The 22,858-nt window shown below is 71.1% G+C and carries 22 protein-coding genes; 4 read left to right on the top strand and 18 right to left on the bottom strand.

Translation table 11 applies throughout. The features are described from left to right. Nucleotides 1–28 precede the first annotated feature (28 nt). From QRX50_RS03915 to glmS, 5 genes are all read right to left on the bottom strand, one after another. On the bottom strand, nt 29–1,132 hold the full coding sequence (locus tag QRX50_RS03915; protein WP_285970625.1) for an ABC transporter ATP-binding protein: 1,104 nt from the start codon (nt 1,130–1,132) through the stop codon (nt 29–31). Nucleotides 1,133–1,135: 3 nt separating this feature from the next. Next, the gene (gene xylB, locus QRX50_RS03920; RefSeq protein WP_285970626.1) at nt 1,136–2,599 is read right to left on the bottom strand and encodes a xylulokinase; all 1,464 of its coding nucleotides are present in this window, start codon (nt 2,597–2,599) and stop codon (nt 1,136–1,138) included. Then, a complete protein-coding gene (locus QRX50_RS03925) occupies nt 2,589–3,392 on the bottom strand; it encodes a DeoR/GlpR family DNA-binding transcription regulator (RefSeq protein WP_285970627.1) in 804 nt (267 codons plus the stop codon). Before QRX50_RS03925 ends, xylB begins: the two co-directional genes overlap by 11 nt. A gap of 85 nt (nt 3,393–3,477) precedes the next feature. Then, nucleotides 3,478–4,959: an NAD(P)H-hydrate dehydratase gene (locus QRX50_RS03930; protein WP_285970628.1), complete on the bottom strand. Its 1,482-nt coding sequence runs from the start codon at nt 4,957–4,959 to the stop codon at nt 3,478–3,480. Between the two features lie 13 nt (nt 4,960–4,972). Then, the gene (glmS, locus tag QRX50_RS03935; protein WP_285970629.1) at nt 4,973–6,835 is read right to left on the bottom strand and encodes a glutamine--fructose-6-phosphate transaminase (isomerizing); all 1,863 of its coding nucleotides are present in this window, start codon (nt 6,833–6,835) and stop codon (nt 4,973–4,975) included. Between the two features lie 210 nt (nt 6,836–7,045). Here glmS and QRX50_RS03940 point away from each other — a divergent pair, with 210 nt between their 5' ends. Further along, nucleotides 7,046–7,630, top strand: coding sequence for a dihydrofolate reductase family protein (locus tag QRX50_RS03940; RefSeq protein ID WP_285970630.1), 585 nt, complete (start codon nt 7,046–7,048; stop codon nt 7,628–7,630). Between the two features lie 56 nt (nt 7,631–7,686). After that, nucleotides 7,687–8,517 carry a dienelactone hydrolase family protein gene (locus tag QRX50_RS03945; protein ID WP_285970631.1) on the top strand — a complete coding sequence of 277 codons (831 nt, stop codon included), beginning with the start codon at nt 7,687–7,689 and terminating at the stop codon, nt 8,515–8,517. 534 nt (nt 8,518–9,051) lie between these two features. On the opposite strand, the gene QRX50_RS03950 is transcribed toward QRX50_RS03945, so the two are convergent. The 9 genes from QRX50_RS03950 to rplM form a co-directional block, all read right to left on the bottom strand. Then, entirely contained in the window at nt 9,052–9,456 is a 405-nt protein-coding gene (locus QRX50_RS03950; RefSeq protein WP_285970632.1) for a hypothetical protein, read from the bottom strand. Next, nucleotides 9,443–10,789, bottom strand: a complete 1,347-nt coding sequence (locus QRX50_RS03955) for a hypothetical protein (RefSeq protein ID WP_285970633.1) — start codon at nt 10,787–10,789, stop codon at nt 9,443–9,445. Before QRX50_RS03955 ends, QRX50_RS03950 begins: the two co-directional genes overlap by 14 nt. Continuing rightward, the gene (locus QRX50_RS03960) at nt 10,786–11,091 is read right to left on the bottom strand and encodes a hypothetical protein (protein ID WP_285970634.1); all 306 of its coding nucleotides are present in this window, start codon (nt 11,089–11,091) and stop codon (nt 10,786–10,788) included. The genes QRX50_RS03955 and QRX50_RS03960 overlap by 4 nt, the downstream gene beginning before the upstream one ends. 109 nt (nt 11,092–11,200) lie before the next feature. After that, nucleotides 11,201–11,659, bottom strand: coding sequence for a hypothetical protein (locus QRX50_RS03965; RefSeq protein ID WP_285970635.1), 459 nt, complete (start codon nt 11,657–11,659; stop codon nt 11,201–11,203). Between the two features lie 23 nt (nt 11,660–11,682). Beyond that, complete coding sequence (locus QRX50_RS03970) at nt 11,683–14,304, bottom strand: hypothetical protein (RefSeq protein WP_285970636.1); 2,622 nt, start codon at nt 14,302–14,304, stop codon at nt 11,683–11,685. Further along, nucleotides 14,301–14,612 (bottom strand): hypothetical protein, encoded by a 312-nt coding sequence (locus tag QRX50_RS03975; RefSeq protein WP_285970637.1) that lies wholly within the window; start codon nt 14,610–14,612, stop codon nt 14,301–14,303. The genes QRX50_RS03970 and QRX50_RS03975 overlap by 4 nt, the downstream gene beginning before the upstream one ends. Nucleotides 14,613–14,746: 134 nt before the next feature. Further along, complete coding sequence (glmM, locus tag QRX50_RS03980) at nt 14,747–16,084, bottom strand: phosphoglucosamine mutase (protein ID WP_285970638.1); 1,338 nt, start codon at nt 16,082–16,084, stop codon at nt 14,747–14,749. Nucleotides 16,085–16,343: 259 nt separating this feature from the next. Then, nucleotides 16,344–16,865 (bottom strand): 30S ribosomal protein S9, encoded by a 522-nt coding sequence (rpsI, locus tag QRX50_RS03985; RefSeq protein ID WP_434533237.1) that lies wholly within the window; start codon nt 16,863–16,865, stop codon nt 16,344–16,346. A gap of 14 nt (nt 16,866–16,879) precedes the next feature. Next, nucleotides 16,880–17,332 carry a 50S ribosomal protein L13 gene (gene rplM / locus QRX50_RS03990; protein ID WP_220246114.1) on the bottom strand — a complete coding sequence of 151 codons (453 nt, stop codon included), beginning with the start codon at nt 17,330–17,332 and terminating at the stop codon, nt 16,880–16,882. Nucleotides 17,333–17,609: 277 nt separating this feature from the next. On the opposite strand from rplM, the gene QRX50_RS03995 reads away from it, so the two are divergent. Both QRX50_RS03995 and QRX50_RS04000 read left to right on the top strand, forming a co-directional pair. After that, nucleotides 17,610–18,500, top strand: a complete 891-nt coding sequence (locus tag QRX50_RS03995) for a hypothetical protein (protein WP_285970639.1) — start codon at nt 17,610–17,612, stop codon at nt 18,498–18,500. Nucleotides 18,501–18,522: 22 nt separating this feature from the next. Further along, a complete protein-coding gene (locus QRX50_RS04000; protein WP_285970640.1) occupies nt 18,523–19,323 on the top strand; it encodes a DUF4333 domain-containing protein in 801 nt (266 codons plus the stop codon). 131 nt (nt 19,324–19,454) lie between these two features. Here QRX50_RS04000 and QRX50_RS04005 read toward each other — a convergent pair whose 3' ends face one another. From QRX50_RS04005 to QRX50_RS04020, 4 genes are all read right to left on the bottom strand, one after another. Then, nucleotides 19,455–19,739 (bottom strand): WXG100 family type VII secretion target, encoded by a 285-nt coding sequence (locus QRX50_RS04005; protein WP_220246111.1) that lies wholly within the window; start codon nt 19,737–19,739, stop codon nt 19,455–19,457. Nucleotides 19,740–19,797: 58 nt separating this feature from the next. Further along, on the bottom strand, nt 19,798–20,121 hold the full coding sequence (locus QRX50_RS04010) for a WXG100 family type VII secretion target (protein WP_220246110.1): 324 nt from the start codon (nt 20,119–20,121) through the stop codon (nt 19,798–19,800). 244 nt (nt 20,122–20,365) lie between these two features. Beyond that, on the bottom strand, nt 20,366–20,731 hold the full coding sequence (locus QRX50_RS04015; RefSeq protein ID WP_285970641.1) for a hypothetical protein: 366 nt from the start codon (nt 20,729–20,731) through the stop codon (nt 20,366–20,368). Between the two features lie 10 nt (nt 20,732–20,741). After that, nucleotides 20,742–22,805, bottom strand: coding sequence for a type VII secretion-associated protein (locus tag QRX50_RS04020; protein ID WP_285970642.1), 2,064 nt, complete (start codon nt 22,803–22,805; stop codon nt 20,742–20,744). Between the last annotated feature and the right edge of the window lie 53 nt (nt 22,806–22,858).

The following is a 22,858-nucleotide window of genomic DNA, read 5'->3' on the forward strand; positions in this document are numbered from 1 at the left end:
TCCCACGCGGGTCCGACAGGGCAGTGCGTCAGGGCAGGCGGAGACCGGTGGTGCCGGAGAACACGTGCAGCTCGTCGGGACGGATCCGCAGGTGCAGCGTGTCGCCCATCGACGGGGTCGCCCGCGGGTCGACGCGGACCACGACGTTCTTCGACGCGCCCTCGGCGGTGATCTCGGGGTGCGCGCCGGAGAGCTTGCCGTAGACGAACGCGTCGGAGCCCAGCTCTTCGACCAGGTCCACCTTGATGGGCAGCGTGCCGTTGGTGTCGGTGGTGGCTTCGAGCGACTCGGGGCGGAAGCCCAGGGTCACGGTGTCGCCGTCGGCGGCCGAGCGGATCGACGCCGCCAGCGGGACGCTCGCGCCACCGATCTCGGCACCGTCGGCCGTGAGCTTCGCCGAGACGAGGTTCATGGCCGGCGAGCCGATGAAGCCGGCGACGAACACGTTGGCCGGGTGGTCGTACAGCGCGCGCGGGGTGTCGCACTGCTGCAGCAGACCGTCGGACAGCACGGCCACGCGGTCACCCATCGTCATGGCCTCGACCTGGTCGTGCGTGACGTACACGGTGGTGACGCCGAGGCGGCGCTGCAGCGCGGCGATCTGCGTACGCGTGGAGACACGCAGCTTCGCGTCCAGGTTGGACAGCGGCTCGTCCATGAGGAACACCTGCGGCTCACGCACGATCGCGCGGCCCATCGCGACCCGCTGGCGCTGACCACCGGAGAGTGCCTTCGGCTTGCGGTCGAGGTACTGCTCGATGTCGAGCAGCTTCGCGGCCTCGAGCACCTTCTGCTTGATCTCCGACGCCGGGCGGCCCGCGATCTTCAGCGCGAAGCCCATGTTCTGCGCGACGGTCATGTGCGGGTACAGCGCGTAGTTCTGGAACACCATCGCGATGTCGCGCGAACGCGGCGGCAGCTGCGTCACGTCGCGGTCGCCGATCCAGATCGAGCCCTCGTCGACGTCTTCGAGGCCCGCGAGCATGCGCAGCGCGGTCGACTTGCCCGAACCCGACGGGCCGACCAGCACGAGGAACTCGCCGTCGGAGATCTCCAGCTCGAGTGCGTCGACGGCGGGCCGCTCGGTGCCGGGGTAGCGCCGGGAAGCCTTGTCGTAGGTGATGGTGGCCATCGGTCAGTCCTCTCCGAATTTCGCGGGAACCCCGTGCGCGGCTTCGCGCGCTTCGAGGTGGCGTCGCTGGATCTCCTTGCCCGCGGCGCGTTGCGCCTCGGCCGGCTCGTCCAGCACGAGCCGGTTTCCAGGTCCTTCGGCCACCCACGCGGGTGGTTCGGCGGTGCCGGCCAGCGCCCACGCGGCCTGGCGCGCGGCTCCGAGGGCCACGTACTCGCCCGTCTCGGGGATCACCACGGGCACACCGAGCACTATCGGCGCCACGGCCCGCACGGCCGCCGACTGGGCGCCGCCGCCGATGAGCAGCACGCGGCGGACGTCCATGCCCTGCGCGCGCACGGCGTCGAGGCCTGCGGCCAGGCCGCACAGCATGCCCTCGACGGTGGCCCGGGCCAGGTTCTCGGGCGTCATGTTCGCCCTGGTCAAGCCGTGGAGCGAGCCCGTGGCGTCAGGCAGGTTCGGGGTGCGTTCACCGTCGAGGTACGGCAGGAGCGTGAGCCCGCCCGCGCCCGGCTCGGCGGCGAGCGCGAAGCGATCGAACTCGGCGAGGTCGACGCCGAGCATGGTCGCGCCGGCGGTGAGCACGCGGGCGGCGTTGAGAGCGGCGGTGAGCGGGAGGAAGCGGCCGGTGGCGTCGGCGAACCCGGCGACCAGGCCGCTCGCGTCGGCCGAACCCGTCTCGGTCACGCCGAAGACGGTGCCGCTGGTGCCGAGGGAGATCACGGCGTCGCCGGGCGCGAGCTCCAGCGCCAGCGCCGCGGCCATGTTGTCGCCGGTGCCGGCGGAGACGAGCACGCCGTCTGGCAAATCGAACTCAGTGTGGCCGGCTGTATGACCAGCACTGTCGGCCGGGCCGATCACGGTCGGCAGCTCGGGCGTGCGGCCGCCGAACGCGTGGGCGAGCACGTCGACGCGGTAGGCGTTCTCCGTCGGCGAGAAGTAGCCGGTGCCGGACGCGTCGCCGCGGTCGGTCACGGCCTGCCCGGGCTTGCCGAGCAGACGCCAGGTGAGCCAGTCGTGCGGCAGCAGCACGCGCGCGACGCGGTCGGCGTTGGCCGGCTCGTGCTCGGCGAGCCAACGCAGCTTGGTGACGGTGAAGCTCGCGACCGGCACGGACCCCACGGACTTGGCCCAGACGCCGGCGCCGCCCAGTTCCTCGGTGAGGTCCTGGGCGGCCTGCGCGGAGCGCGTGTCGTTCCAGAGCAGAGCGGGGCGCACCACCTCGCCGGCCTCGTCGACGGTGACCATCCCGTGCTGCTGACCGCCGATGCCGAGGGCCTTCACGCCCTCGAGCACACCGTCGGTGGCCTCGCCGAAGGCCTGCCACCAGGCCGCGGGGTCGACCTCGGTGCCGTCGGGGTGCGGCGCGCGGCCGGTGCGCACGACGGCGCCCGTGCGCGCGTCGCAGACCACGACCTTCGTCGACTGGGTCGACGAGTCGATCCCGGCCACCAGCTCAGCTGTCATAGGGCTGCCCCTCCTCGACGTGCTCGACGGTCTCCACGGCCGTGCCGGCGTTGAGCGCGGCCTCGATCTCCTCGGTCGGGGTGATCTCGCTGGTGATCAGGAGGTCGTAGTCGCCGACGTCGCCGTGGGCGAAGGTCGCGGTTCGGCCGAACTTCGAGTGGTCGAGCACGAGCACGTTGCGGTTCGCGGCGCGCAACACGGCCTTCTTGAGCTCGGCGTAGTCCTGCACGGGGTGGAAGAGCCGGCCGACGGCGACGGCGCTCACGGACACGAACGCGATGTCGGCTCGGGTGCGTTCCAGCAGCGCCAGCACGTCGGGACCGGAGCAGGAGTCGTATTCCGGGTGGTAGCGGCCGCCGGCGACGACGACGGTCACGCCGTCGCCCAGCAGCTTGGCGGCGCGCAGGGAGTTGGTGATCACGGTGAGTCCGTCGAGGTCGGCGAGGCGCTCGACCAGGGGGAACAGCGTGGTGGAGTCGTCGACGAACACCGTCTGGCCGGGTTCGACGTGTTTGATCGCGGCCTCGGCGAGCGCTTCCTTCTCGGCGGAGTGCAGCGTGAAGCGGCTGGCGGTCTCCATCGTGAGCGCCGGGTAGGCCTCGACCTTGCCGCGCAGCTTGCGCAGGAGGCGGCGGTCGGCCAGGTCGTCGAGGTCACGGTGCATCGTCATGAGGCTCACGCCGAAGCGGGCGGTGAGGTCGTCGATGCGCGCCTCGCCGTGCTCGATGACGTGGTCCAGGATGTCGTGGCGCCGCTGCTCCACGGCCGCGTCCGAGGGGCGGGTCCTAGGCACGGCACACCTCACCGTCGGCCCGGTTGAGGGTCACCTGATCGGAGGCGCCAGTGCTCACACCTCGTTCTTACCAGATTTTATCGCGTTAGTTAACGGGTAACTCGATAACTTCTACGCCAGAGTCGCCGGCGGTGTCCCGAACGAGCTTGAGCGCTCCCGGGATGGCATCGACCAGGCCGGACGCGGAGGTCGGCACACCGTCCGCGGCGAGGGCGCCGGCGAGCGAGTGCACCTGCGCGCCCGCGGCCGCGGCCAGCCACGGGTCGAGGCCGGCGGCGAGGAGTGAGCCGATGAGGCCGGTGAGGACGTCGCCGGAGCCGGCCGTCGCGAGCCAGGAGCCGCGCGGGGTGTTGACGGCGACGCGGCCGTCCGGCGCGGCGATCACGGTGCAGTGGCCCTTGAGGAGCACGACGGCGCTGTACTTCTTCGCGGCGTCGCGGGCGGCCTTCACCCGGTCGGCGCCGGGACGGGCGCCCATGAGGCGTTCGTACTCGCCGGCGTGGGGTGTGAGCACGAGCGGGGTGTCGGGGTCGCGGGCGTCGAGGACGTCGGGGTGCTGGGCGATGATCGTGGTGGCGTCGGCGTCGGCGCAGACGGGCACGCCCTGGCCGAGGATGTGGCGCAGCACTTCGCGGCCTTCCGAGCCGGTGCCGATGCCTGGGCCGACGACCCAGGCCTGCACGCGGCCGGCGTCGGTGATCGAGCCCGTCGCGACGATCTCGGGCCAGCGGCCACGAACCACGTCGGCCGCGGGGCCGGCGTAGCGGACCATGCCGGCGGTGGCGTGCACGGCGGAACCCGAGGCGAGCACGGCCGCGCCCGGGTAGGTGGCCGAGCCGGCGGCGATGCCGACGACGCCCTGGGTGTACTTGTCGTCGCCCGCGCCGGGGATGGGCCAGAGGTCGGCCAGATCGGTGAGCTCCAGGCGATGCAGGTCGGGTTCGCCGAGCTCGGGGCGCAGGCCGATGTCGACGAGCACGATGTCGCCGCACTGCTGGGGCGCCAGCGCGTGGACGGGTTTGGGGGCGCCGAAGGTGACGGTGAGGGTGGCGGTGACGTAGGGGCCGTCGACGGCGCCGGTGTCGGGGTCGACGCCGCTGGGGAGGTCTACGGCGACGATGGGCGCTCGGACGTGCTTGATCAGCTCAGCGGCGTCGGGCCGGAGCGGGCCTTTGCCGGAGATGCCGACGATGCCATCGACCACCACGTCCGCCTTGTCGATCCATTGTGGACTGTCCTCGACGGACACCACACGGCCGCCGGCTTTGCGTAACGCGGCCAAGCCCCGGGCGTGCGCCTTCTCCGGCTTCAACAGCACCGCCGTGACGGCGACGCTGCGGCGGCGCAGGAACGCGCCGGCCCACAGGGCGTCACCGCCGTTGTCGCCGGAGCCGACGAGCAGCACGACCCGTCGCCCGGCGACGCCGCCGGTGCGTTCGGCCAGGAACCCCGCGAGGTGCGTGGCCAGGCCGAACGACGCCCGGCGCATCAGCTCGCCGTCGGGCGTGACGGCGAACAGCTTGCCCTCCGCCTCGCGAATCCGTTCCGTGGTCCAGATTCCCTGCACGGCGGGCCCTCCGCTATTCGACGGTGACGGACTTCGCCAGGTTACGCGGCTTGTCGACGTCGTACCCGCGGGCGCGGGCGATCTCCGCGGCCAGCACCTGCAGCGGCACGGTGGACACCAGCGGCTGCAGCAGCGTCGGCACCGCCGGGATCTCGATCAGCTCGTCGGCGAACGGCCGCACCGCCTCGTCGCCCTCCTCGGCGATCACGATCGTGCGGGCACCGCGGGCCTGGATCTCGCTGATGTTCGAGACCAGCTTGGAGTGCAGCACCGCGCGGCCCTTGGGCGACGGCATGATCACGACGATCGGCAGGCCTTCCTCGACCAGCGCGATCGGGCCGTGCTTGAGCTCGCCGGCGGCGAAGCCCTCGGCGTGCATGTAGGCGAGCTCCTTGAGCTTCAACGCGCCTTCGAGGGCGACCGGGAACCCGACGTGACGGCCGAGGAACAGCACCGCCTTGGAGTCGGAGATCCGGCGACCGAGATCGCGGACCTGGTCCACAGTGGACAGGACCTTCTGCACGGCGGCCGGCATGGCCTCCAGCTCGGCGAACTCGCGGGCGACCTCGTCGGGGTACTTCGTGCCGCGCGCCTGCGCCAGGGCCAGGCCCACAAGGTAGTTGGCGGCGATCTGCGCGAGGAACGCCTTGGTCGACGCGACCCCGATCTCGGGGCCGGCGTGCGTGTAGAGCACGGCGTCGGACTCACGCGGGATCTGCGCGCCGTTGGTGTTGCAGACGGCGAGCACGCGGGCCTTCTGCTCACGGGCGTGACGCACGGCCTCGAGCGTGTCGGCCGTCTCGCCGGACTGGGACACGGCGACGACGAGTGTGTCGCGGTCGAGTACCGGGTCGCGGTAACGGAACTCGGACGCCAGCTCGACCTCGACGGGCAGCCGGGTCCAGTGCTCGATGGCGTACTTGGCGACCAGGCCCGAGTGGTAGGCGGAACCGCAGGCGACGACGAAGACCTTGTCGACGTCACGCAGGTCCTGGTCGGAGATGCGCTGCTCGTCGAGGATGATCCGGCCGGCCTCGAAGTGGCCGCGCAGCGTGTTGGCCAGTGCCTCGGGCTGCTCGTCGATCTCCTTGAGCATGAAGTACTCGTGGCCGCCCTTCTCGGCAGCGGAGAGGTCCCAGTCGACGGTGAACGGCTTGGCCTGCGCGGCGTCGCCGTGGAAGTCGGTGACCTCGTAGCCGTCGCGGGTGATGACGACCAGCTGGTCCTGCCCCAGCTCCACGGCCTCGCGCGTGTGCTCGATGAACGCGGCGACGTCGGACGCGACGAACGTCTCGCCTTCGCCGACCCCGACCACCAGCGGCGAGGAGCGACGGGCGGCCACGATGGTGTCCGGCTCGTCGGCGTGCGTCACGACCAGCGTGAACGCGCCCTCCAGCCGTCGGCACACGGCCGCGACGCTGGCGGCGAAGTTGCCCTGGGTCTCACCGCTGTTGTACGCGCGGGCGACCAGGTGCGCGGCGGTCTCGGTGTCGGTGTCGCTCGCCATCTCGACACCGTCGGCCTCGAGCTCGGCGCGCAGGGCGGCGAAGTTCTCGATGATGCCGTTGTGCACCACGGCGACCTTCTTCGAGGCGTCCTGGTGCGGGTGCGAGTTCCGATCGACGGGCGCGCCGTGCGTCGCCCAGCGGGTGTGGCCCATGCCGGCTGTGCCGGTGAAGCCGTCCCTGCCCACGGCGTCGAGCTGCGCCTCCAGGTTGGCGAGCCGCCCTGCCTTGCGCTCGACCCTCAGGGCGCCGGCGCCGTCGAGCACCGCCACCCCGGCCGAGTCGTAGCCGCGGTACTCCATCCGCCGCAGGCCACCGAGGACCACATCCAGCGCCGGCCGGTGTCCGACATATCCCACGATTCCACACACGCGAACAAGCCTAACGAGGGATGTCCAGTCCCCTACTCCGGTACCTTCCCGAGGCTTTTCAACCCACCTGACCAGGGGATATCGAGTGGTGACGGTAGGGAGTGGGGTGGGGGTGGGCCGGCCCCTGATCGTGGGGTTCCGGGGCTTTTCGGCGCTGTGTCGAATCGGGGTGTTCCCGCTCGTGTAGAGGGTGAACCGAGAGGAGAAAACATGCGTTCCGTCAGCGTCACCATGAACATCACCCTCGACGGGGCCGTGCAGGGCCTCGGGCGGCCCGACGAGGACACGCGCGGCGGGTTCCCGCACGGGGGCTGGGGCAACCGGTACCAGGACGAGGTCCTCGGCCGCGAGATGGCCAGGGGGATGAACCAGCCCGGCGACATGCTGTTCGGGCGCCGGACGTGGGAGGACTTCATCGGCGCGTGGGCGGGGCGCGACGACGGCAACCCGTTCACCGCGCACCTCGACGCCGCCACCAAGTACGTGGCCTCGACCACTCTCGAGAACGCCGACGCGTGGCAGAACTCGATCCTCCTACCTGGCGACGCGGTTTCGTCCGTCGCCCGGCTGAAGGCCGAGCCGGGCCGGGACCTGGCGATCGTCGGCAGCGCGGCGCTCGTGCGCAGCCTGCACGCGGCCGGCCTGGTCGACCGCTACACGCTGGTGATCCACCCGCTCACCCTCGGCGTCGGCGCGCGGCTGTTCGACGGCCCGGCTCCGCTGACCGAGTTCGCGCTCACCCGCAGCGTCGCGACCACGAAGGGCGTGCTCATCGCGTACTACGAGCGTGTGTGACCTGGCCCGGAGCGGCGGGCGGGCCGGGGCCGGGCGCGGGCAGTAAGGTCACGCGCATGGCCAGCAAGCCCAAGCAACTGCTCGCGGAGCTGTCACGCCCGGGGCCCCACGAGGTCCTGCGCGGCAACCTGGCCCTGGTCGGGCTGCCGGGCGTCGTGTTCACGCCCCGTCAAGGGCTGGGGCTGCCGGCCATCGCGTTCGGGCACGGGTGGCTGCAGCCCGCGTCGCGGTACCGGCACCTGTTGCACCACCTCGCGAGCTGGGGCGTGGTCGCCGCCGCGCCCGCGACGCAGGGTGGGCCACTGCCGTCGTACCGCCTGCTGGCCAGCGACCTGCTGACGACGCTCGACGTGGTGACCACCGTCCGCCTCGGCCCCGACGGCATCAGCGTCGACCCCGCCAAGCTCGGCGTCGCCGGCCACTCCACCGGCGGTGGGTCCGCCGTCCTCGCCGCCGCCCAGGCCGCCGCGGCCGACGACTCGGTGCGCCCGCGCATCCGCGCCGTCGCGACGATCACCGCCGCCCAGACCCTCCCGTCAGCCTCGGCCGCCGCCCAGCTCATCACCGCCCCCGGCCTGCATCTCGCGGCCGAGGAGGACCTGGTCGCGCCGGCCGTGGCGCACGCGGAAGCCATTGCCACGGCGTGGGCCGGGCCCGTTCAGCTGCGCACTCTGGGGAAGTCCTCACACCTCGGCGTGACGGAGGGACGGCACTGGAGCCAGCTCCTGCTCCACGGCAAACCGCACCGGCGCACCCAACAGCTGACGCGGGCGCTGTTCACGGCGTTCTTCCTGACGCACCTGACCGGCACGGAGCGCTACTTGCCGCTGCTGGACGCGGACGTGAAGCGGGCGCCGATCGAGCTGACGGAAGAGCCGGCTGCCTGACGGTCGGTCCCGGCCAGGCGCCGCGTGACGGACCGCTCGCGAACCCGGCAGCCGCGTGACAGGGACCGTCCGCGAACCCGGCAGCCGCGCGACGGGACCGTTCGCGAACCCGGCAGCCGCGTGACAGGGACCGTCCGCGAACCCGGCAGCCGCGCGACGGGACCGTTCGCGAACCCGGCAGCCGCGTGACAGGGACCGTCCGCGAACCTGGCAGCCGCGCGACGGGACCGTTCGCGAACCCGGCAGCCGCGTGACAGGGACCGTCCGCGAACCCGGCAGCCGCGCGACGGGACCGTTCGCGAACCCGGCAGCCGCGTGACAGGGACCGTCCGCGAACCCGGCAGCCGCGCGACGGGACCGTTCGCGAGCCGGCGGATCGACGTGGCGCCCACGGGCAACTGGTCTCGCATCTCGGCTGATTACGGCGGGTAGCGCCGAGGGGCGTGAGGGGACCCTTCCGCCGGTTAGCTACCTCGCGCGGCCGCTAGGGGCACGAAGGGACCGTTCACGCCCTCATACGGCGACCGAGTGGGGTCAGTCGACCATCCAGGTGTTGTTGGAGAAGTCGTGGTCGTCGAAGCGGCCGGGGCGGGTGGGGTGGCCCGGGGTCGGTGGGGTGGGCTCGTCGGGCGGTGGGTCGGCGGGCGGCGCGAGGTCGATGGTGTGCGTGCGATCGGTCATGGTTTTTTCGGTGAGCCAGCCGCCGGCTTCGCGGTGGCGGCGCTGGAGGTCCTGGGCGCGGGTGAGGTAGCGGCCGTGGGTGGCGGCGTCGCGGTGGAGGGACTCGGTGGCGTCGGCCGTGGCCGAGTTGACGTGGCGGTCGCGGAGGGCGCGTTGTTCCTGGTGCTCGCGGGTGGCGGCGTCCTGGGCCGCGCGGGCGGCGGCGAGGCGGTCGGCGGCGGTCAAACTGCGTGCGGCGGGCGGGTCAGCGGCCGTCAACGCCGGGCCCGTCGTCGAGGGAGCCGCTGATGCGGCCGGCCGAGCCGCGGGTGTCGAAGACGTCCGTGCCGAGTCGGGCGGCGGTGCGGGCCTGGTCGCCGGGGGCGGTGCCGAGGCCGCCGAGGCCGGGGAGGGACAGGGCGCCGAAGCCGTCCATGCCGTCGGGGAGGGTTTCGGGGCCTGGGCCGAGGGGGTCGAAGGTGACGTCGCCGCCAGGGGCCGTGCCGAGTTCCGCGGAGGGATGCTGGTCTTGGGGCGGGTCGACGATGTGGGCGCCCAGGTCGGCCAGGGACGCCGAGGCAGTGGTGCTGTCGTCCGGGACGTTCAGGTCGCCCGAGGTCGAGCCTGATGACGGGTCGACGTCGGCCGGAACGACGGGGAGGCCCAGCGCAGGAGTCGGTGAGTCCACGGGCAGGCCAAGGCCGGGACCGGGTGAGTCAGCGGGGACACCGGGAGTCGGCGAGCCGACGGGGACACCCAGCGCGGGAGTCGGCAAGTCCGCAGGCGCGCCGAGAGCAGGACCGGCAGAGTCCACTGTAGACGCTCCCGTCGGAACGGACAGAAACCCCGCCAGGGCACGGAGATGGCCGTCGATGGTGGAGGCGGCCGTGGCGCAGAGGCCCTGGAACGCTGCGTAGCGACTGCTGAACTCGGTCGCGAAAGGACCGTTCAGCCACTGCCGGGCGGCGCGGACCGCGTAGGAGTTGTCGCCGGGTTCGCAGTCGCGTAGGCGGTTGTGGAGGTCGTTGCCGGGGCTGGCGGAGTCGAGCCAGCCGGCGAGGTCGAGCAGCTCGTCCTTCGAGACGGCGCGACCTTGGGCCACCGCGGCAATCCGTTGCGCCACCGGCAAAGGCGCGCCCGCGATGGAGTCGGTGCGAAGTTTCAGCGCTTCGTCCACTTTGGTCTTCAAGGTGGTGAAGACGTGGGTCATCGTCTCGGGGATGAGCTGGGCGGCGCCGGCGAGGTGGTCGAGCAAGTCATCCGGGCGGAGGCGGCGGTACGCACTCTGCGCAGCCGTTGCGGCGGGGCTTTGCCAGTCGCGGAAGAGGGCGGTGGTGGCGGTGGTCGCGTCGGTGTGGGTGGAGTCGAGGGTGTCGCGCGTGTGGGCCAGCGTGTCGGCGTCGGCGAGGAACTTGTGGAAATCGAGGCCGGCGCTGCCCTGGAACTTCAGCCGGATGTCCTGCTCGACGTCGATTTTCGTGGCCGCGAAAGTGTTCCAGACCGAGGCCCACTGCGCGAAGAAGTCCAGCGCGGGCGCCGCGAGCGCGAGCACCTCGTCGGACGTCGCCACCCCGACGCCGCCGGGCCCGGGGCCGCGCAGCGCGTCGGTCATCGGTTCGCCGTGTTCCGTGCGGTGTCGACGTGCTCGCCCTCGACGGACGCGTACCGCCCAGCCGCCACGTCGAGACTGCTGCCGAACGACGCGAGCTCGCCGGCGTAAGCCTGGACGGCGTCACTCAGCGCGGCGAACCCGTTGCGATACGCGGCAAACGCCCCGCCATGTCCCCGCCCGAAATCCGCCTCGGCGACTTGCGACGCCACCCCGGACACCCGCCCGGCCGCAGCCTCGAGCACGCCCTTCGCGGCGCGCATCGCCTCCGCATCCGCCCGGTGGCTGCCCTCCGGCATGGCCACCCCCTCACTCCGCCGACCCGCACCCACTCCGACGCACGCCGACGGCGCCCGGTGCCGGTTCCGTGCCCCGGAAATCTAGCGAGTCAGAACGCTTGAGTCGACAAAGAGCTCAGTTCGCAAGCCAGTTGGTGTCGGCGAAGTCGGCGTCGTCGTCGACGGCGTGTGCCGCCCGCCGGTGCCGCCCGGACGGTTCGGCCGGCTGTTCCACGGGCGTTGGAGCGGCGGGCCGCCCGCCGTAGCGGACCTCGGGGTCGTCGACGGTGCGGAACCCGGCGCGGCGCTCGTTCTCGGCCTCGTCTTCCTCGAACCCGTAGTCGTTGTCTTCGTCGCCCCGGTTCCCGACGGTCTTCTCCGTCGCCCAGCCGCCGGCCGCCTTCGCGCGACGGTTGCGCTCCTGCAGCCGGACGAACACCTCGCCCTGAATCTTGCCCTGCTTCTCGAGCTTCTCCTTGCTCTCCGCCACCGCCTCGGCCCGGTTGCGGTCGAGCAAGGCCGACCGGGCGCTGTTCTCGGCCTCCAGCGTCGCGAGCTTGGCGCGCATCGCGGCCAACGCGTCCTGCGAACTCATCGGACTCCCCTTCCCGATTCCGGCTAGCGGCCCATCACCGGGTCATCGTCGAGCGAACCGCTGATGCGGTTGCCCGACTTCGTCGATTCGAACAGTCCGCGGTCGACGCGGTACCCGCTCGAGGACCGCTCCTGGTCCTGGCCGCCTCCGCCCGCGCCGCCCATCATGCCGCCACCCATCATCCCCATCGAGGAGGACTGCTGGCCCTGGTGGTCGCCCATCGTCGGCGCGGCGCCGAGCGGAGACGTCGACGGGTCGGTCGCACCACCGCCCAGGGGCGCGCTCGCGTCCGGGCTCGTCCCGAGCGAGTCGTCCGCGTGCGCCTCGAAACCACTGTGGCTGTCGAGCGGGTTGGTGAGCGACTGGGCGGTGGTCGAGTCGTCGACTGCCACCGGTCCGTCCTGCCCGACGTGGCTCGCCGCGTCGGCGGAGAAGCCGGCCGGCTGCGGCACGTCCGCGGCGTGCTGGGGACCGGCATCCGCCGCGTGGAGCGGGACGGATTCCTGCCCGCTCGAATGCGCCGGCAAGTCTTGGCCGCCGGGCCCGCCGCCGGTTCCGGCCGTGTGACCGGGCCCGTCCTGCGGGCCGCCCGGGTCGCCCGAGTGGGAGGCGCCCGGCACGTCCGGAAGCCCGTGCTGCGCCGTGGTGCCCGTCGGAGCGGTGCCCGTCGGGTCGGTGCCCGTCGGAGCGGTGCCCGTGAGCGCGTCCGGCTTGTCATCGTCGCCGAGGGTGTACTTGACGGGCTCGCCGCTACCGTCGTCGACGGTCACCACGGTCGGCCCGTCCGGCCCCGACGGCTGTTCCGCGGTGATCTTGAGGCCGCCGTCCTCGATGTGGATCTTGCCGTCCGGGCCGGGCTCGTAGGTCTTGCCGGACGGATCGGCGGACTGGGTCCCGTCGTGACCCTGGGGGCCGAAGCCGGGGGTGGTTTGCCCAGGCGGAGTGGGCTGGCCAGGAAGACCCGGCTGCCCGGGCTGTCCTGAGTGGACAGGCTGACCCGGCTGGCCGGGCTGGCCAAGCTGCCCCGGAACGGCAGCAGCACCGTCCTTCGGATCATCGAAGTCGAGGTTGTACTGCTTGGGGTGCCCAGTGCCGTCGTCGACGGTGATGCCCATGCGGCCGTCGGAGTCCGGCTCGGTCATCGCGATCTTGTGATCGCCCTGCTCGACGGTCATCGTCTCGGGCTCGGCGGTCTTGATCGCCTCGCCGGTACGCGGGTCGATCGGATACGGCTTGCCCGTGGCGGGGTCGGTCTCGAGCGGCTGGTGCGTGACCGGGTTGAGGGTCGGATCGGTCGCGTCCGGGGTCTTCGGCAGGTCGACCTTCGGCATCGCCGGCGTCCCACCGCCGCCACCGGCCGAGGGCAGCCCGCCACCGCCGTTGCCTCCGCCACCACCGCCGCCACTGCTACTGCTACTGCTGGACGGCTTGGTGGTGCCCGGGTCCGGCGGCGCGGCCTGGTCGACGTTCGAGAACGGGTCCTGCGGAAGCTGGCCGAAGAAGTCGGTGAGCGCACGCCAGAAGCCGTCGACTACGGTGTGGGTGTTGGTGCACATCGTCTTGAAATCGCGGATGTACCCGTCGAAGAACTTCCCGAAGTTGTCCTTCAGGTAGATGTTGCACTGGTCGACGATGTGGTTGATCGTGTCGTCGTTGAGGTTGCACGAGTCGTCGTCGATCATCTGCTGCGATTCCTGGTCCAGGAACTTCGCGCAGTGTTTGAAGTCGTCCTGGCTGGCGTTGCTGCGCAGCTCGGCGATCCGGATGATGCGGTCCAGGTCCGGGGCGGTCACTTGGCCGAGCGAATCGACCCGGTACTTGATCACCCAGTTCGCCTTGTCCCGGCAGGCCTTGCCGACGGAACCGCACGCGGACTTCATCGCTGCGGCCGCGTTTGTAGCGGCATCGGACACGACCTTGGCGTCGGCTGTGTAGTTCTTCCGGAAGTTGTTCGCCGAGTCGGCCGCGCTGCCTTGCCAGTCGGCGAGGTTGGTCGAGAGCTGGCCTTCGACATCGGTCGACGCGTTGACCACGGCCCCGCTCAACGCTGCGAACTCATCGGCGCCCGTCATGAACTTGGTGAACGGGATCTTCCGCTGTTCGTCGTAGAGCTTGTAGAGATCGTTCCTGTTGGCGGGTTGATAGGTCCCGACCAAGGCGACGGCGCGGTTGAACAGAGGCACCCAGATGTCGAATGTCTTCATCCCCGGCAAGCCCAGGTCGAGGATCTCATCGGACGTGTTCGCCCCGGCGTTCGTCGCCGAGGCTTTGCCTGCCTGCGCGTCGAGCTTGCCCTTGGCGTCGTCCGCGGCCTTCTTGTCGGCCGCGCGGGCGTCCGCCTGGTTCTTCTGGTGGATGCCGTTCGCCTGCGAATAGGCGTCGTAGACGTCGTTGTTGTCGTGGTTGTCGTCAGCGTCCTCGGGCGGATCGGCACTGAGCGCCATGTCGTTCTTGACCCGGTCGCGCCACTGCTCGAACTCGTGCTCGTCCTTGAACCCGTACTTCGTCGGGTCGTTGTCTTCGAGGTACTTGATGTACTTCCACGCCAGGTCGGTCCCCGCCTGGGTCTTACCGAGGCCGTTGTCGTAGAGGATCTCCTCGACTTCTTGGCGGGACGGGACGTCGTCCCCCTCGCCGGCGCTCACTTGCCCGCCGCCTTCACCGCGGAGCCGGAAGCGTCTTCGTTCGCCTGGTAGTGACCCCCTGCGGAGTTGAGCTTTTGCGCGAAGGCGTCGGAGGCCTTCAGGTACGCATCGGCCATTCCAGCCAGACGGAGGACACCCGAGTGGTACGGGTCGAAGTTCATGCCGTGCGCTTCGCCGAAGTCGGCGGCCACGATCTGCACGTCTTTGACCGCCGCGAGGGGTTGCTGCAGCGTGTTCCGCGGCATTTCGCTCACGGCTTTCGCGGCCCTCGTCAGCGCCTCAGTATCGACCTTGTGGCCGCCCGCCATCACTCGCCCTCCCTAGAGCACCTGTGTTCCAGCACTCTAGGACGCACGGAACCCGTCCCCGGTGCCATCGCACTCGCACACGGAATGTACCCGGGCTGTGACGACGGGCGCAGCGATTCGGCGATCCGGGACGATCAGGAGACCGCGGACACCACACCGGCCAGTCGGTCCGCCGCCGCTTGGGCCGTGGAGTGGGCCGGGGCCTCGACCATGACGCGGACGAGCTGTTCGGTACCCGAGGGGCGCAGGAGGACGCGGCCCTCTTCGCCGAGTTCGGCTTCGACCTCGCCGACGGCGTCGCGGACTTCGGAGGAGCCCGCGACGGCCGCTTTGTCCGCGACGGGGACGTTGACGAGGACCTGGGGCAGGCGGTTCATCACGGACGCCAGCTCGGCGAGCTTCTTGCCGGTGGCGGTCATGCGGGACATGAGGCGCAGGGCGGTCAGCAGGCCGTCGCCGGTGGTGGCGTGGGCGGGGAGGACCACGTGGCCCGACTGTTCGCCGCCGAGGGCGAGGCCGGAGGCGCGCAGCTCTTCGAGCACGTAGCGGTCGCCGACGGACGTGGTGACGACCGTGATGCCGTGGGCCTTCATCGCGAGGTGCAGGCCCAGGTTGCTCATCACGGTCGCGACGAGCGTGTCCTTCACCAGCTCGCCGTCCTCGGCCAGCGCGAGGGCCAGCACGGCCATGATCTGGTCGCCGTCCACGAGCTCGCCGGACGCGTCCACGGCGACGCAGCGGTCGGCGTCGCCGTCGTGGGCGATGCCCAGGTCGGCGCCGTGTTCGACGACGGCGGCGCGGAGCAGGTCGGGGTGGTTCGAACCGCAGTGCTCGTTGATGTTGATGCCGTCGGGCTCCGCGTGGAGGGCGACGACCTCGGCGCCGGCGCGGCGGTAGGCCTCGGGAGCGGCGACGGCGGACGCGCCGTTGGCGCAGTCCACCACGACCTTCAGGCCGTCGAGGCGGTGCGGCGTGGCCGAGAGCAGGTGGGCGATGTAAAGGTCGAGCGCGTCGGAAACGTCGGACACCCGGCCGACGCCCGAGCCCGTCGGGCGGACGACGTCGGCGCCGCCCAGGCCGGCTTCGATCTCGTCCTCGATGCTGTCGGGGAGCTTGTGCCCGCCCGCGGCGAAGAGCTTGATGCCGTTGTCCGGCATGGGGTTGTGCGAGGCCGAGATCATCACGCCCAGATCGGCCTCCAGCGCACCCACGAGGTACGCGACGGCGGGCGTCGGCAGCACGCCCAGGCGCAGCACGTCGGCGCCGGCGGACGCGAGGCCCGCCACCACGGCGGCCTCCAGCATCTCGCCGCTGGCGCGCGGGTCGCGGCCGACCACGGCCACCGGGCGGTGCGAACGGTCGTGCGCGGCGAGCACACGCGCGGCGCTGGCCGCGAGCGAAAGCGCCAGCTCGGGGGTCAGCTCGGCGTTGGCCAGCCCTCGTACCCCGTCGGTGCCGAACAGTCGGGCCATCTCCACGACCTCCTAGGTCCAAATCGACCACGACAACCTAGCGGCGGCTGCGACCCGGCCGGGCCCCTGCCCCCACCCCAGGAATGTCGCGGACCGCGCGCGAAATGCATCACTGTGGGGCAGATGGGACACATGAGGTCCCAGAGAACACGTTCAGTACAGCACTCGGAAAACACGAGAGCGCCCATCCGATGGACGGATGGGCGCTCCCGAGGTTGCCCCTTGGCAGGGACACGGGGGTACGAAACCCCCACACGACTCAGCGCTTGGAGTACTGCGGAGCCTTACGGGCCTTCTTGAGGCCGTACTTCTTCCGCTCCGTGGCGCGCGCGTCACGGGTCAGGAAGCCGGCCTTCTTCAGGGCCGGGCGGTCGTCGGCGTCGACCTCGACCAGGGCGCGGGCGATGGCGAGGCGCAGAGCGCCGGCCTGGCCCGAGATGCCGCCGCCGTGGAGGTTGGCGAAGATGTCGAACGAGTCGGGCTTGTCGACCGTGACGAGCGGCTCACGGATGAGCTGCTGGTGCACCTTGTTCGGGAAGTACTCCGCGAGGCTGCGGCCGTTGAGCTTGAACTCACCGGTGCCGGGAACGACGCGAACGCGGACCACGGCCTCCTTGCGGCGGCCGACGGTCTGGGCGTTGCCGCCCGCGGCCCGCGACGGACGCGGGGCAGCCGGGGTCTCGCTGGTCGCGACAGCGTCGCCGACCGCGGGGGTCTCCGACGTGGCCACGACGGCGTCAGCGGCCACGGTCTCGGCGGCCTCGGTCTCGGTGCTGGTCACAGACTGTTCCTCACTCACTGCGCGACCTGCGCGATCTTGGTGATCTCGCGCGCCTGCGGCTGCTGCGCGGCGTGCGGGTGCTGCGGGCCGGCGTAAACCTTCAGCTTCTTGGCCATGGCGCGGCCGAGCTTGTTCTTCGGCAGCATGCCCTTCACGACCTTTTCGACAAGGTGCTCGGGCTTGGTGTCGAGCAGCTCACCGAAGGAACGCTTGCGCAGACCACCGGGGTAGCCACTGTGGCGGTACGCGAACTTCTGGTCGCGCTTGTTACCGGTGAGCGCGACCTTCTCGGCGTTGACGATGACGACGAAGTCGCCGGTGTCCACGTGTGGGGCATAAGTCGGCTTGTGCTTGCCGCGCAGCAGCGTGGCGACCTCGGTCGCGAGCCGGCCGAGCACGACATCCTCGGCGTCGATCACGTGCCAGGCACGAGTGACGTCGCCGGGCTTGGGGCTGTACGTGGGCAAGGGTCTACCTCGTCGTCAACATTGCGTGTGGGTTCTGTGCGGGCCTAGCGCTGACGCGCCGCAACGCACAACGACATATGAAGATACGCCCCTGCTCACGCGACCGTGCAGCGGGGGTGCAACAGGAGTGCCTGGCTACCGATACTTCCGGTGACCGAGCTCTTCGGACCGCTCACCCACCCTACCCGCCGACCTCGCCGAACCACCCACGCGGGCAGGCGGGACAAGCCAAGATGAGACGATCCGCGCGGACAGCCGAACACCTCGGGGGAAAGCGATGACGAAACGGGCAAGCCGGGCGGCACTCGCCCTGGGCGCCGTGCTGGTGCTCGCGACCGCGTGCGGGCAGGCCCGCGCCGGCACCGCGCTGCCCAACGGCGACCAGGCCTCGGCCTACGTCGGCGCCAAGTTCGAGAAGGCGATGTCGAAGCTCGAGAACTCCATCCTCGACGCGCGCGACGTCACCAACTCCGCCGACGCGTACTTCAAGTTCGACGACAAGTGGATCCACAGCGTGATCACCTCGGCCCGCACCGGCAGCCCCGAGAGCCGCGTGGTCCACAACCGGTCGCAGAAGAACCCCGACGAGATCATCGACACGTTCACCCCCGCCGACGGGACGCTCGACTACGTCTACCTCGGCCCCACGTACAAGTCGCTCGAGCCGACGGCGTGGGTGTCGATGCCGAAGCCGGAGGCCGGTCTCATCCAGCCGTGCGCGTGGGGCGGGGTCCTCACCGCCTGCAAGATGGCCAACGCCGTGGACGACTCGTACAACGCTGACAAGAAGGCCGTGCGCGGCGCGAAGAGCTCGGCCGACGGCTCGGCGGAGCTGACCGTGAACGTCCCCTTCTCGCAGTTCCTCGACAAGCGCGTGGAATTGCTGCCCGACTCGCTGCTCAAAGAGGTGGGGCCGCAGCTGAACAAGTCCGTGATCCCCACCACGATCAAGCTCAAGCCGGACGGTTCGCTCAGCGAGTTCGTGATGGCCGCCAAGTTCTCCGGCGACGGGCACAACATCGAGCTCAACTACGACTTCCGCTTCATCGGGAAGGCGACCGCGCAGGACCTGCCGAAGCTGCCGGACGCGAGCCAGATCACCGCATTGCCGGACGACGCCGCGAAGCAGGACTTCTACAACCGGCTCGCCCAGCTGCAGGGCAACTGATGAGCACCCGAGGTGACCTCCGATGACCCAGCCGCCCGAGCAGCCGCAGCAGTGGTGGCAGCCACCCGCGACGCCCGCGTCCGGCGGTCCCGGCGCGCAGGAAACCCAGTACCCGGGCCAGTGGCAGCAGGGCGGGCCGCAGCAGGGTGCGTGGCAGCAACCGCAAAACCCGCAGCAAAACCCGTGGTCACAGGGAACGCCGGCGCAGTACCCGAACACCGGCGGGCAGCAGTACGCCAACCCGCAGCAGTACGCGAACCCCGGATCCGGGCCGCAGCCGTACCCCGGCGCCGCGCCGCAGCAGTATCCGGCGAGCGGTCCGCAGCCGTACGCGAACCCGGCCGCCGGCTCGCACCAGCAGCCCTACGCCACCGGACAGCAGGCGCAGCAGGCCCAGCAGGTGCCGGGAGTGCCGCCGCAGCAGCAGGGCGCGGCGTTCGGCGGCGGGTTCCAGCCGACGACGTACGGCGGGCTCGGCGCGTTCTCCGCCGAAGCCGTGAAGAAGGCCCCGCGCTCGAAGCGGCCGTGGGTGATCGTCGGCGCCGCCGTGGCCGTGGTGCTCATCGGCGGCGGTGCGGCGTGGCTGCTCGGCGCGTTCCAAGGGGACACGCTCGACCAGAAGTCGTTGCAGGACGGCGTTTCCCGCGTGCTCGCGGAGAACTACGGCGAGCCCGACGTGAAGAACGTGGCGTGCCCCTCGGGTGAGTCCACTCAGAACGGCACCACGTTCGACTGCACGCTGCAGCTCGGCGGGCAGCCGCGCAAGGTCACGGTGCGGGTGCTCAACAACAAGCCCGAGTACGAGGTCGGCGCGCCGCACTGACCGCCGGGAACGCGCCAGTCCACAACGGACACGGCGAATCCCCTTTGCCCCCGCACCCGACTGCGCCACAACAAAACGGCGGGCCCGCACCGAAGTGCGGAGCCCGCCGTGGTTTCGTCAGAACCCGAGAATCAGAAGAGGTTCTCGACGTCCTTGTCGGTCTTGGTGTAACCGTCGGCGATCTCCGGCAGCGCGATGGCGATCTGCGCCAGCAGCTGGGTGAGGTCGTTGAAGCTGTTGTCCCAGTCGGCCTGGGCCTTCAGGTAGTTGTCCTTGGCCGCACCGGTCCAGGTGTTCGTGAGCTTGCTCAGGTCTTCCTTGAGCCGGTCGAACGAGGACTTCAGGTCCTTGGTGGTCGCGTTGCAGTCGTCAGCCGCCCGGTGAATCGTGGCCGGGTCAACGAGGATGCGTGCCATGTCGTACTCCTGTCAAAGTCGGGGTGTGGAATGGATGAACTGAACGTTGACGCTCTACTCAGCCGAGGACGCCGAAGCCCTTGTTGAAGCTGCTCACGATTTCGTTCTGCTCGGCTTCAGTGCGCTGGTACTTGGAGCCAGCTTCCTGCAGCAGGTCCGCAATGCGCTGGAGCGACTGGTTCAGCTTCTTGCCCGACTCGTCGAAGCGCTGCATGACGTTGTTGAACGCCTGAGCCGCCTCGCCGTCCCAGCCCGCGCGGGTGGCTTCGATCTCGCCCTGCAGCGTGGAGAGCCGCTGGTCCATCGCGACGCGAACGTCGGTGACCTGGTTCTCAGCGTTGGTGAACTCTTCCGGAGTTCCTTCAAAGCCGCCAGCCGCCATGGGAACTACCCCCTTCATCTCATTGGTCGTGCGTACCGGCGTCCTGTTTCCGCCGTACACCCCTACGACGAAGACAGTGCCAGGTTCGGTTCACCCTTGGTGCGAGATTTCCCAAGTAGTTGCTTGCGTGAACGCCGCCCGAGGGAACCGACGCCGCCGAACCGAGCGTGACGCCGGCGGGAAAAGTCGCAAAACCCTTGGCCTACTGGGCAATTAGCACACGCACAGCCGGAATGAACGAGATTCACGGTTCCCGGCTCATGATTCGCAACTGCGAAAAGTCCTCTTCGTCATCACTCGTTCGTGCGGCCGGCGACGGAACTTCGGGCTCGGACCGGACCAATTCCGCCTCCGTCGGCAGGTGCGGCATCGGCAGTCCGCACGCCGCGCGGAACCGGGCGGCGGCACCGCGCAGCACTCGCGGCGTGGGTTCGACGGCCCCGCCGCCCGAGAGCCGGTGGCGGGCGTAGGCCTTCAAGAGTTCCCGGTTGTCCTCGCGGTGCCGGACGTTGCGGGCGAGCGCGGTGCCGGCGACCCGGCGCGCGTGCGTGACCGCGTCCTGCCCCGCTCGCGTGAAAGCCGCCGCGGCGGACTCGGGTTCCGACGGCACGGGCACTCCTTCAGCTGGTGATCTTCAGCGTCCGCACGACCTGCTCGCAGGCCGTGTCGACGCGTTGCCGCAACGCGGGGGCTTCGTACTGGCACCCCACGTGCACCCGGATCTTCCCCTGCACCACCACGTACCAGTTCACCGTGAGCTGGTCGCTCTTGCGCTGGTGGTAGCCGATCACGGTGCGGCCACCGTACGTCAGGTTCGGATCGAAGGCGCTGTAGTTCGGATCTCTGGCCGCCTGCGCTTGCAAAGACTTCACGAGCTGCGCGCGGTCGGCGGTCGCGTCGTAGTCCATCACGAACTCCTGGGCGACCACGAGGTCGTTGCCGGCCGACGCGTCCTGCGGGTGCAGGATCACCTGGCGCTCGGCGACCTGGTCGGAGGTCTGGACCCAGTCCTGGGGCGCGCTGACGCTGAAGTCGTACTGGACGAACGTCTTGCCCGGCAGCCCCGCCGGGTCGTCGCTGCCCCGGTTGACCACGAACAGCACCGCCGCGGTGACGACCACGACCACCGCCACGACCGCGCCGATCCCCCACAACCGCTTCCGGCTCTTGCCGGTGGCGCTGGTCTCCGGCGGCCACGGCGGGCGGCCTGGACCACCTGGCTGAGCGGGACGCGGCCCGCCGGCCGCAGGTCCCGCGAAGCCTCGGCCCGGCGCCGGGCGCACCGCCGGGATCGGCCCGGACGGCGGCTGGGGCACCGACTGCGGCACTGGCTGGGGCATTGACTGGGGCATTGACTGGGGCCTCGGCTGAACCCGTGGCGCGGCGGGCCGCGACAACAGCTCGGTGCGGCCGTCACTCTCGGCCTGCGCGTCGCCCGGCCGCGGCGGCTCGCCGGGGCGCACGACGGCGGTGCGCTGCTCGGCCGCCGGAACACCACCGGGAGCAGCGGCCAAGCGCGCCGCCGAGGCGCCGGGCAGCGCGCCCGTGCGGTCCGGGTCCACAAGCACCGCCCGCAGCGCGCCGCGCGCCACCACCGTCTCCGGCTGGTCGAGGCTCGTGGGCACCACGCCCGTGCGCTCGTGGACCAGACGGGAGATCATCGGGATCCGGCTCGAGCCGCCGACGAGGAAGATCGCGGTGAGCTGCTTGGGCCGCAGCCCGGCGTCGGCGATCGCCGCACTGGTCAGCTCCACCGTGCGCCCGAGCGGCGCCGCGATGAGCTTCTCGAGGTCCTCACGCGTCACGTGCGCGTCGGCGAACGGCGGCGGCATCGGCACGTCGGTGTAAGCGTGCCGCGACAACGTCTCCTTGGCGCCGCGCACGTCCTGGCGCAGCACGCGGCGACGGCGCCGGGCGGCGAGCTCACGGCCGGCGACCAGCTGCCGCCACGCGTCCGGATCGGCGCCCGACACCAGCGAGCCGATGTGCTCCAGCAGGGCCTGGTCGATGTCCGCGCCGCCGAAGCTGGGGTCGCCGCGGGTGGCGAGCACCTGGAACCCGCCACGCGCGCCCGGCCCGCGCCCGGCCTCGGGCAGCCGCCGCACGACGCTGACGTCGACCGTGCCGCCCCCGAGATCGAGCACCGCGAGCGCGTCGCCGGGCCGGCCGCTGAACTCCACGGTCCGCCCGTCCGGCTGGGCGACGGGCACGAAGGTGGCCGCGTGGTACACGGCCGCGGCCACCGGTTCGGGCACCAGCGCGACCTCGCGCGCCAGCCGGCCTGCGGCCTGGCGCAGCAGACGGGTGCGGATCGCACCCCAGTCGGCGGGATGCGTGAGCACGAGGAGGTCGACCTCGGCGTCGCCCGCGATGCGGCGCGCCTCGGCCACCGCCCGGCCCAGCACGGCGTGGACGACGTCGGTGACCCGCAGCACGGAGTCACCGAGCAGCAGGTCACCCTCGTCGATGCGCCGCTTCGGGTTCGGCTCGTAGCGCGACGGGTCGACAGCCGCCTGGCGCTCGGCCTCCTGGCCGACGAACAGGGTGCCGTCTGCGGCCGCGAAGACCGCCGACGACATCAACGGCTGACCGTCGATCACCACGACCTGCGGCTCGCGGCCGTTGACGGAGGCGACGACGCAGGTGCTGGTGGTCCCGAAGTCCACCGCGACCCGCACCGTCACCCGTCACTCCTGCCGTCGCCCGGGCACCGGCCGCGCACGCCGCGGCCGGCCAC

Origin of the sequence: Amycolatopsis sp. 2-15 (genome assembly GCF_030285625.1) — a bacterium.
GTDB classification, from domain to species: domain Bacteria; phylum Actinomycetota; class Actinomycetes; order Mycobacteriales; family Pseudonocardiaceae; genus Amycolatopsis; species Amycolatopsis carbonis.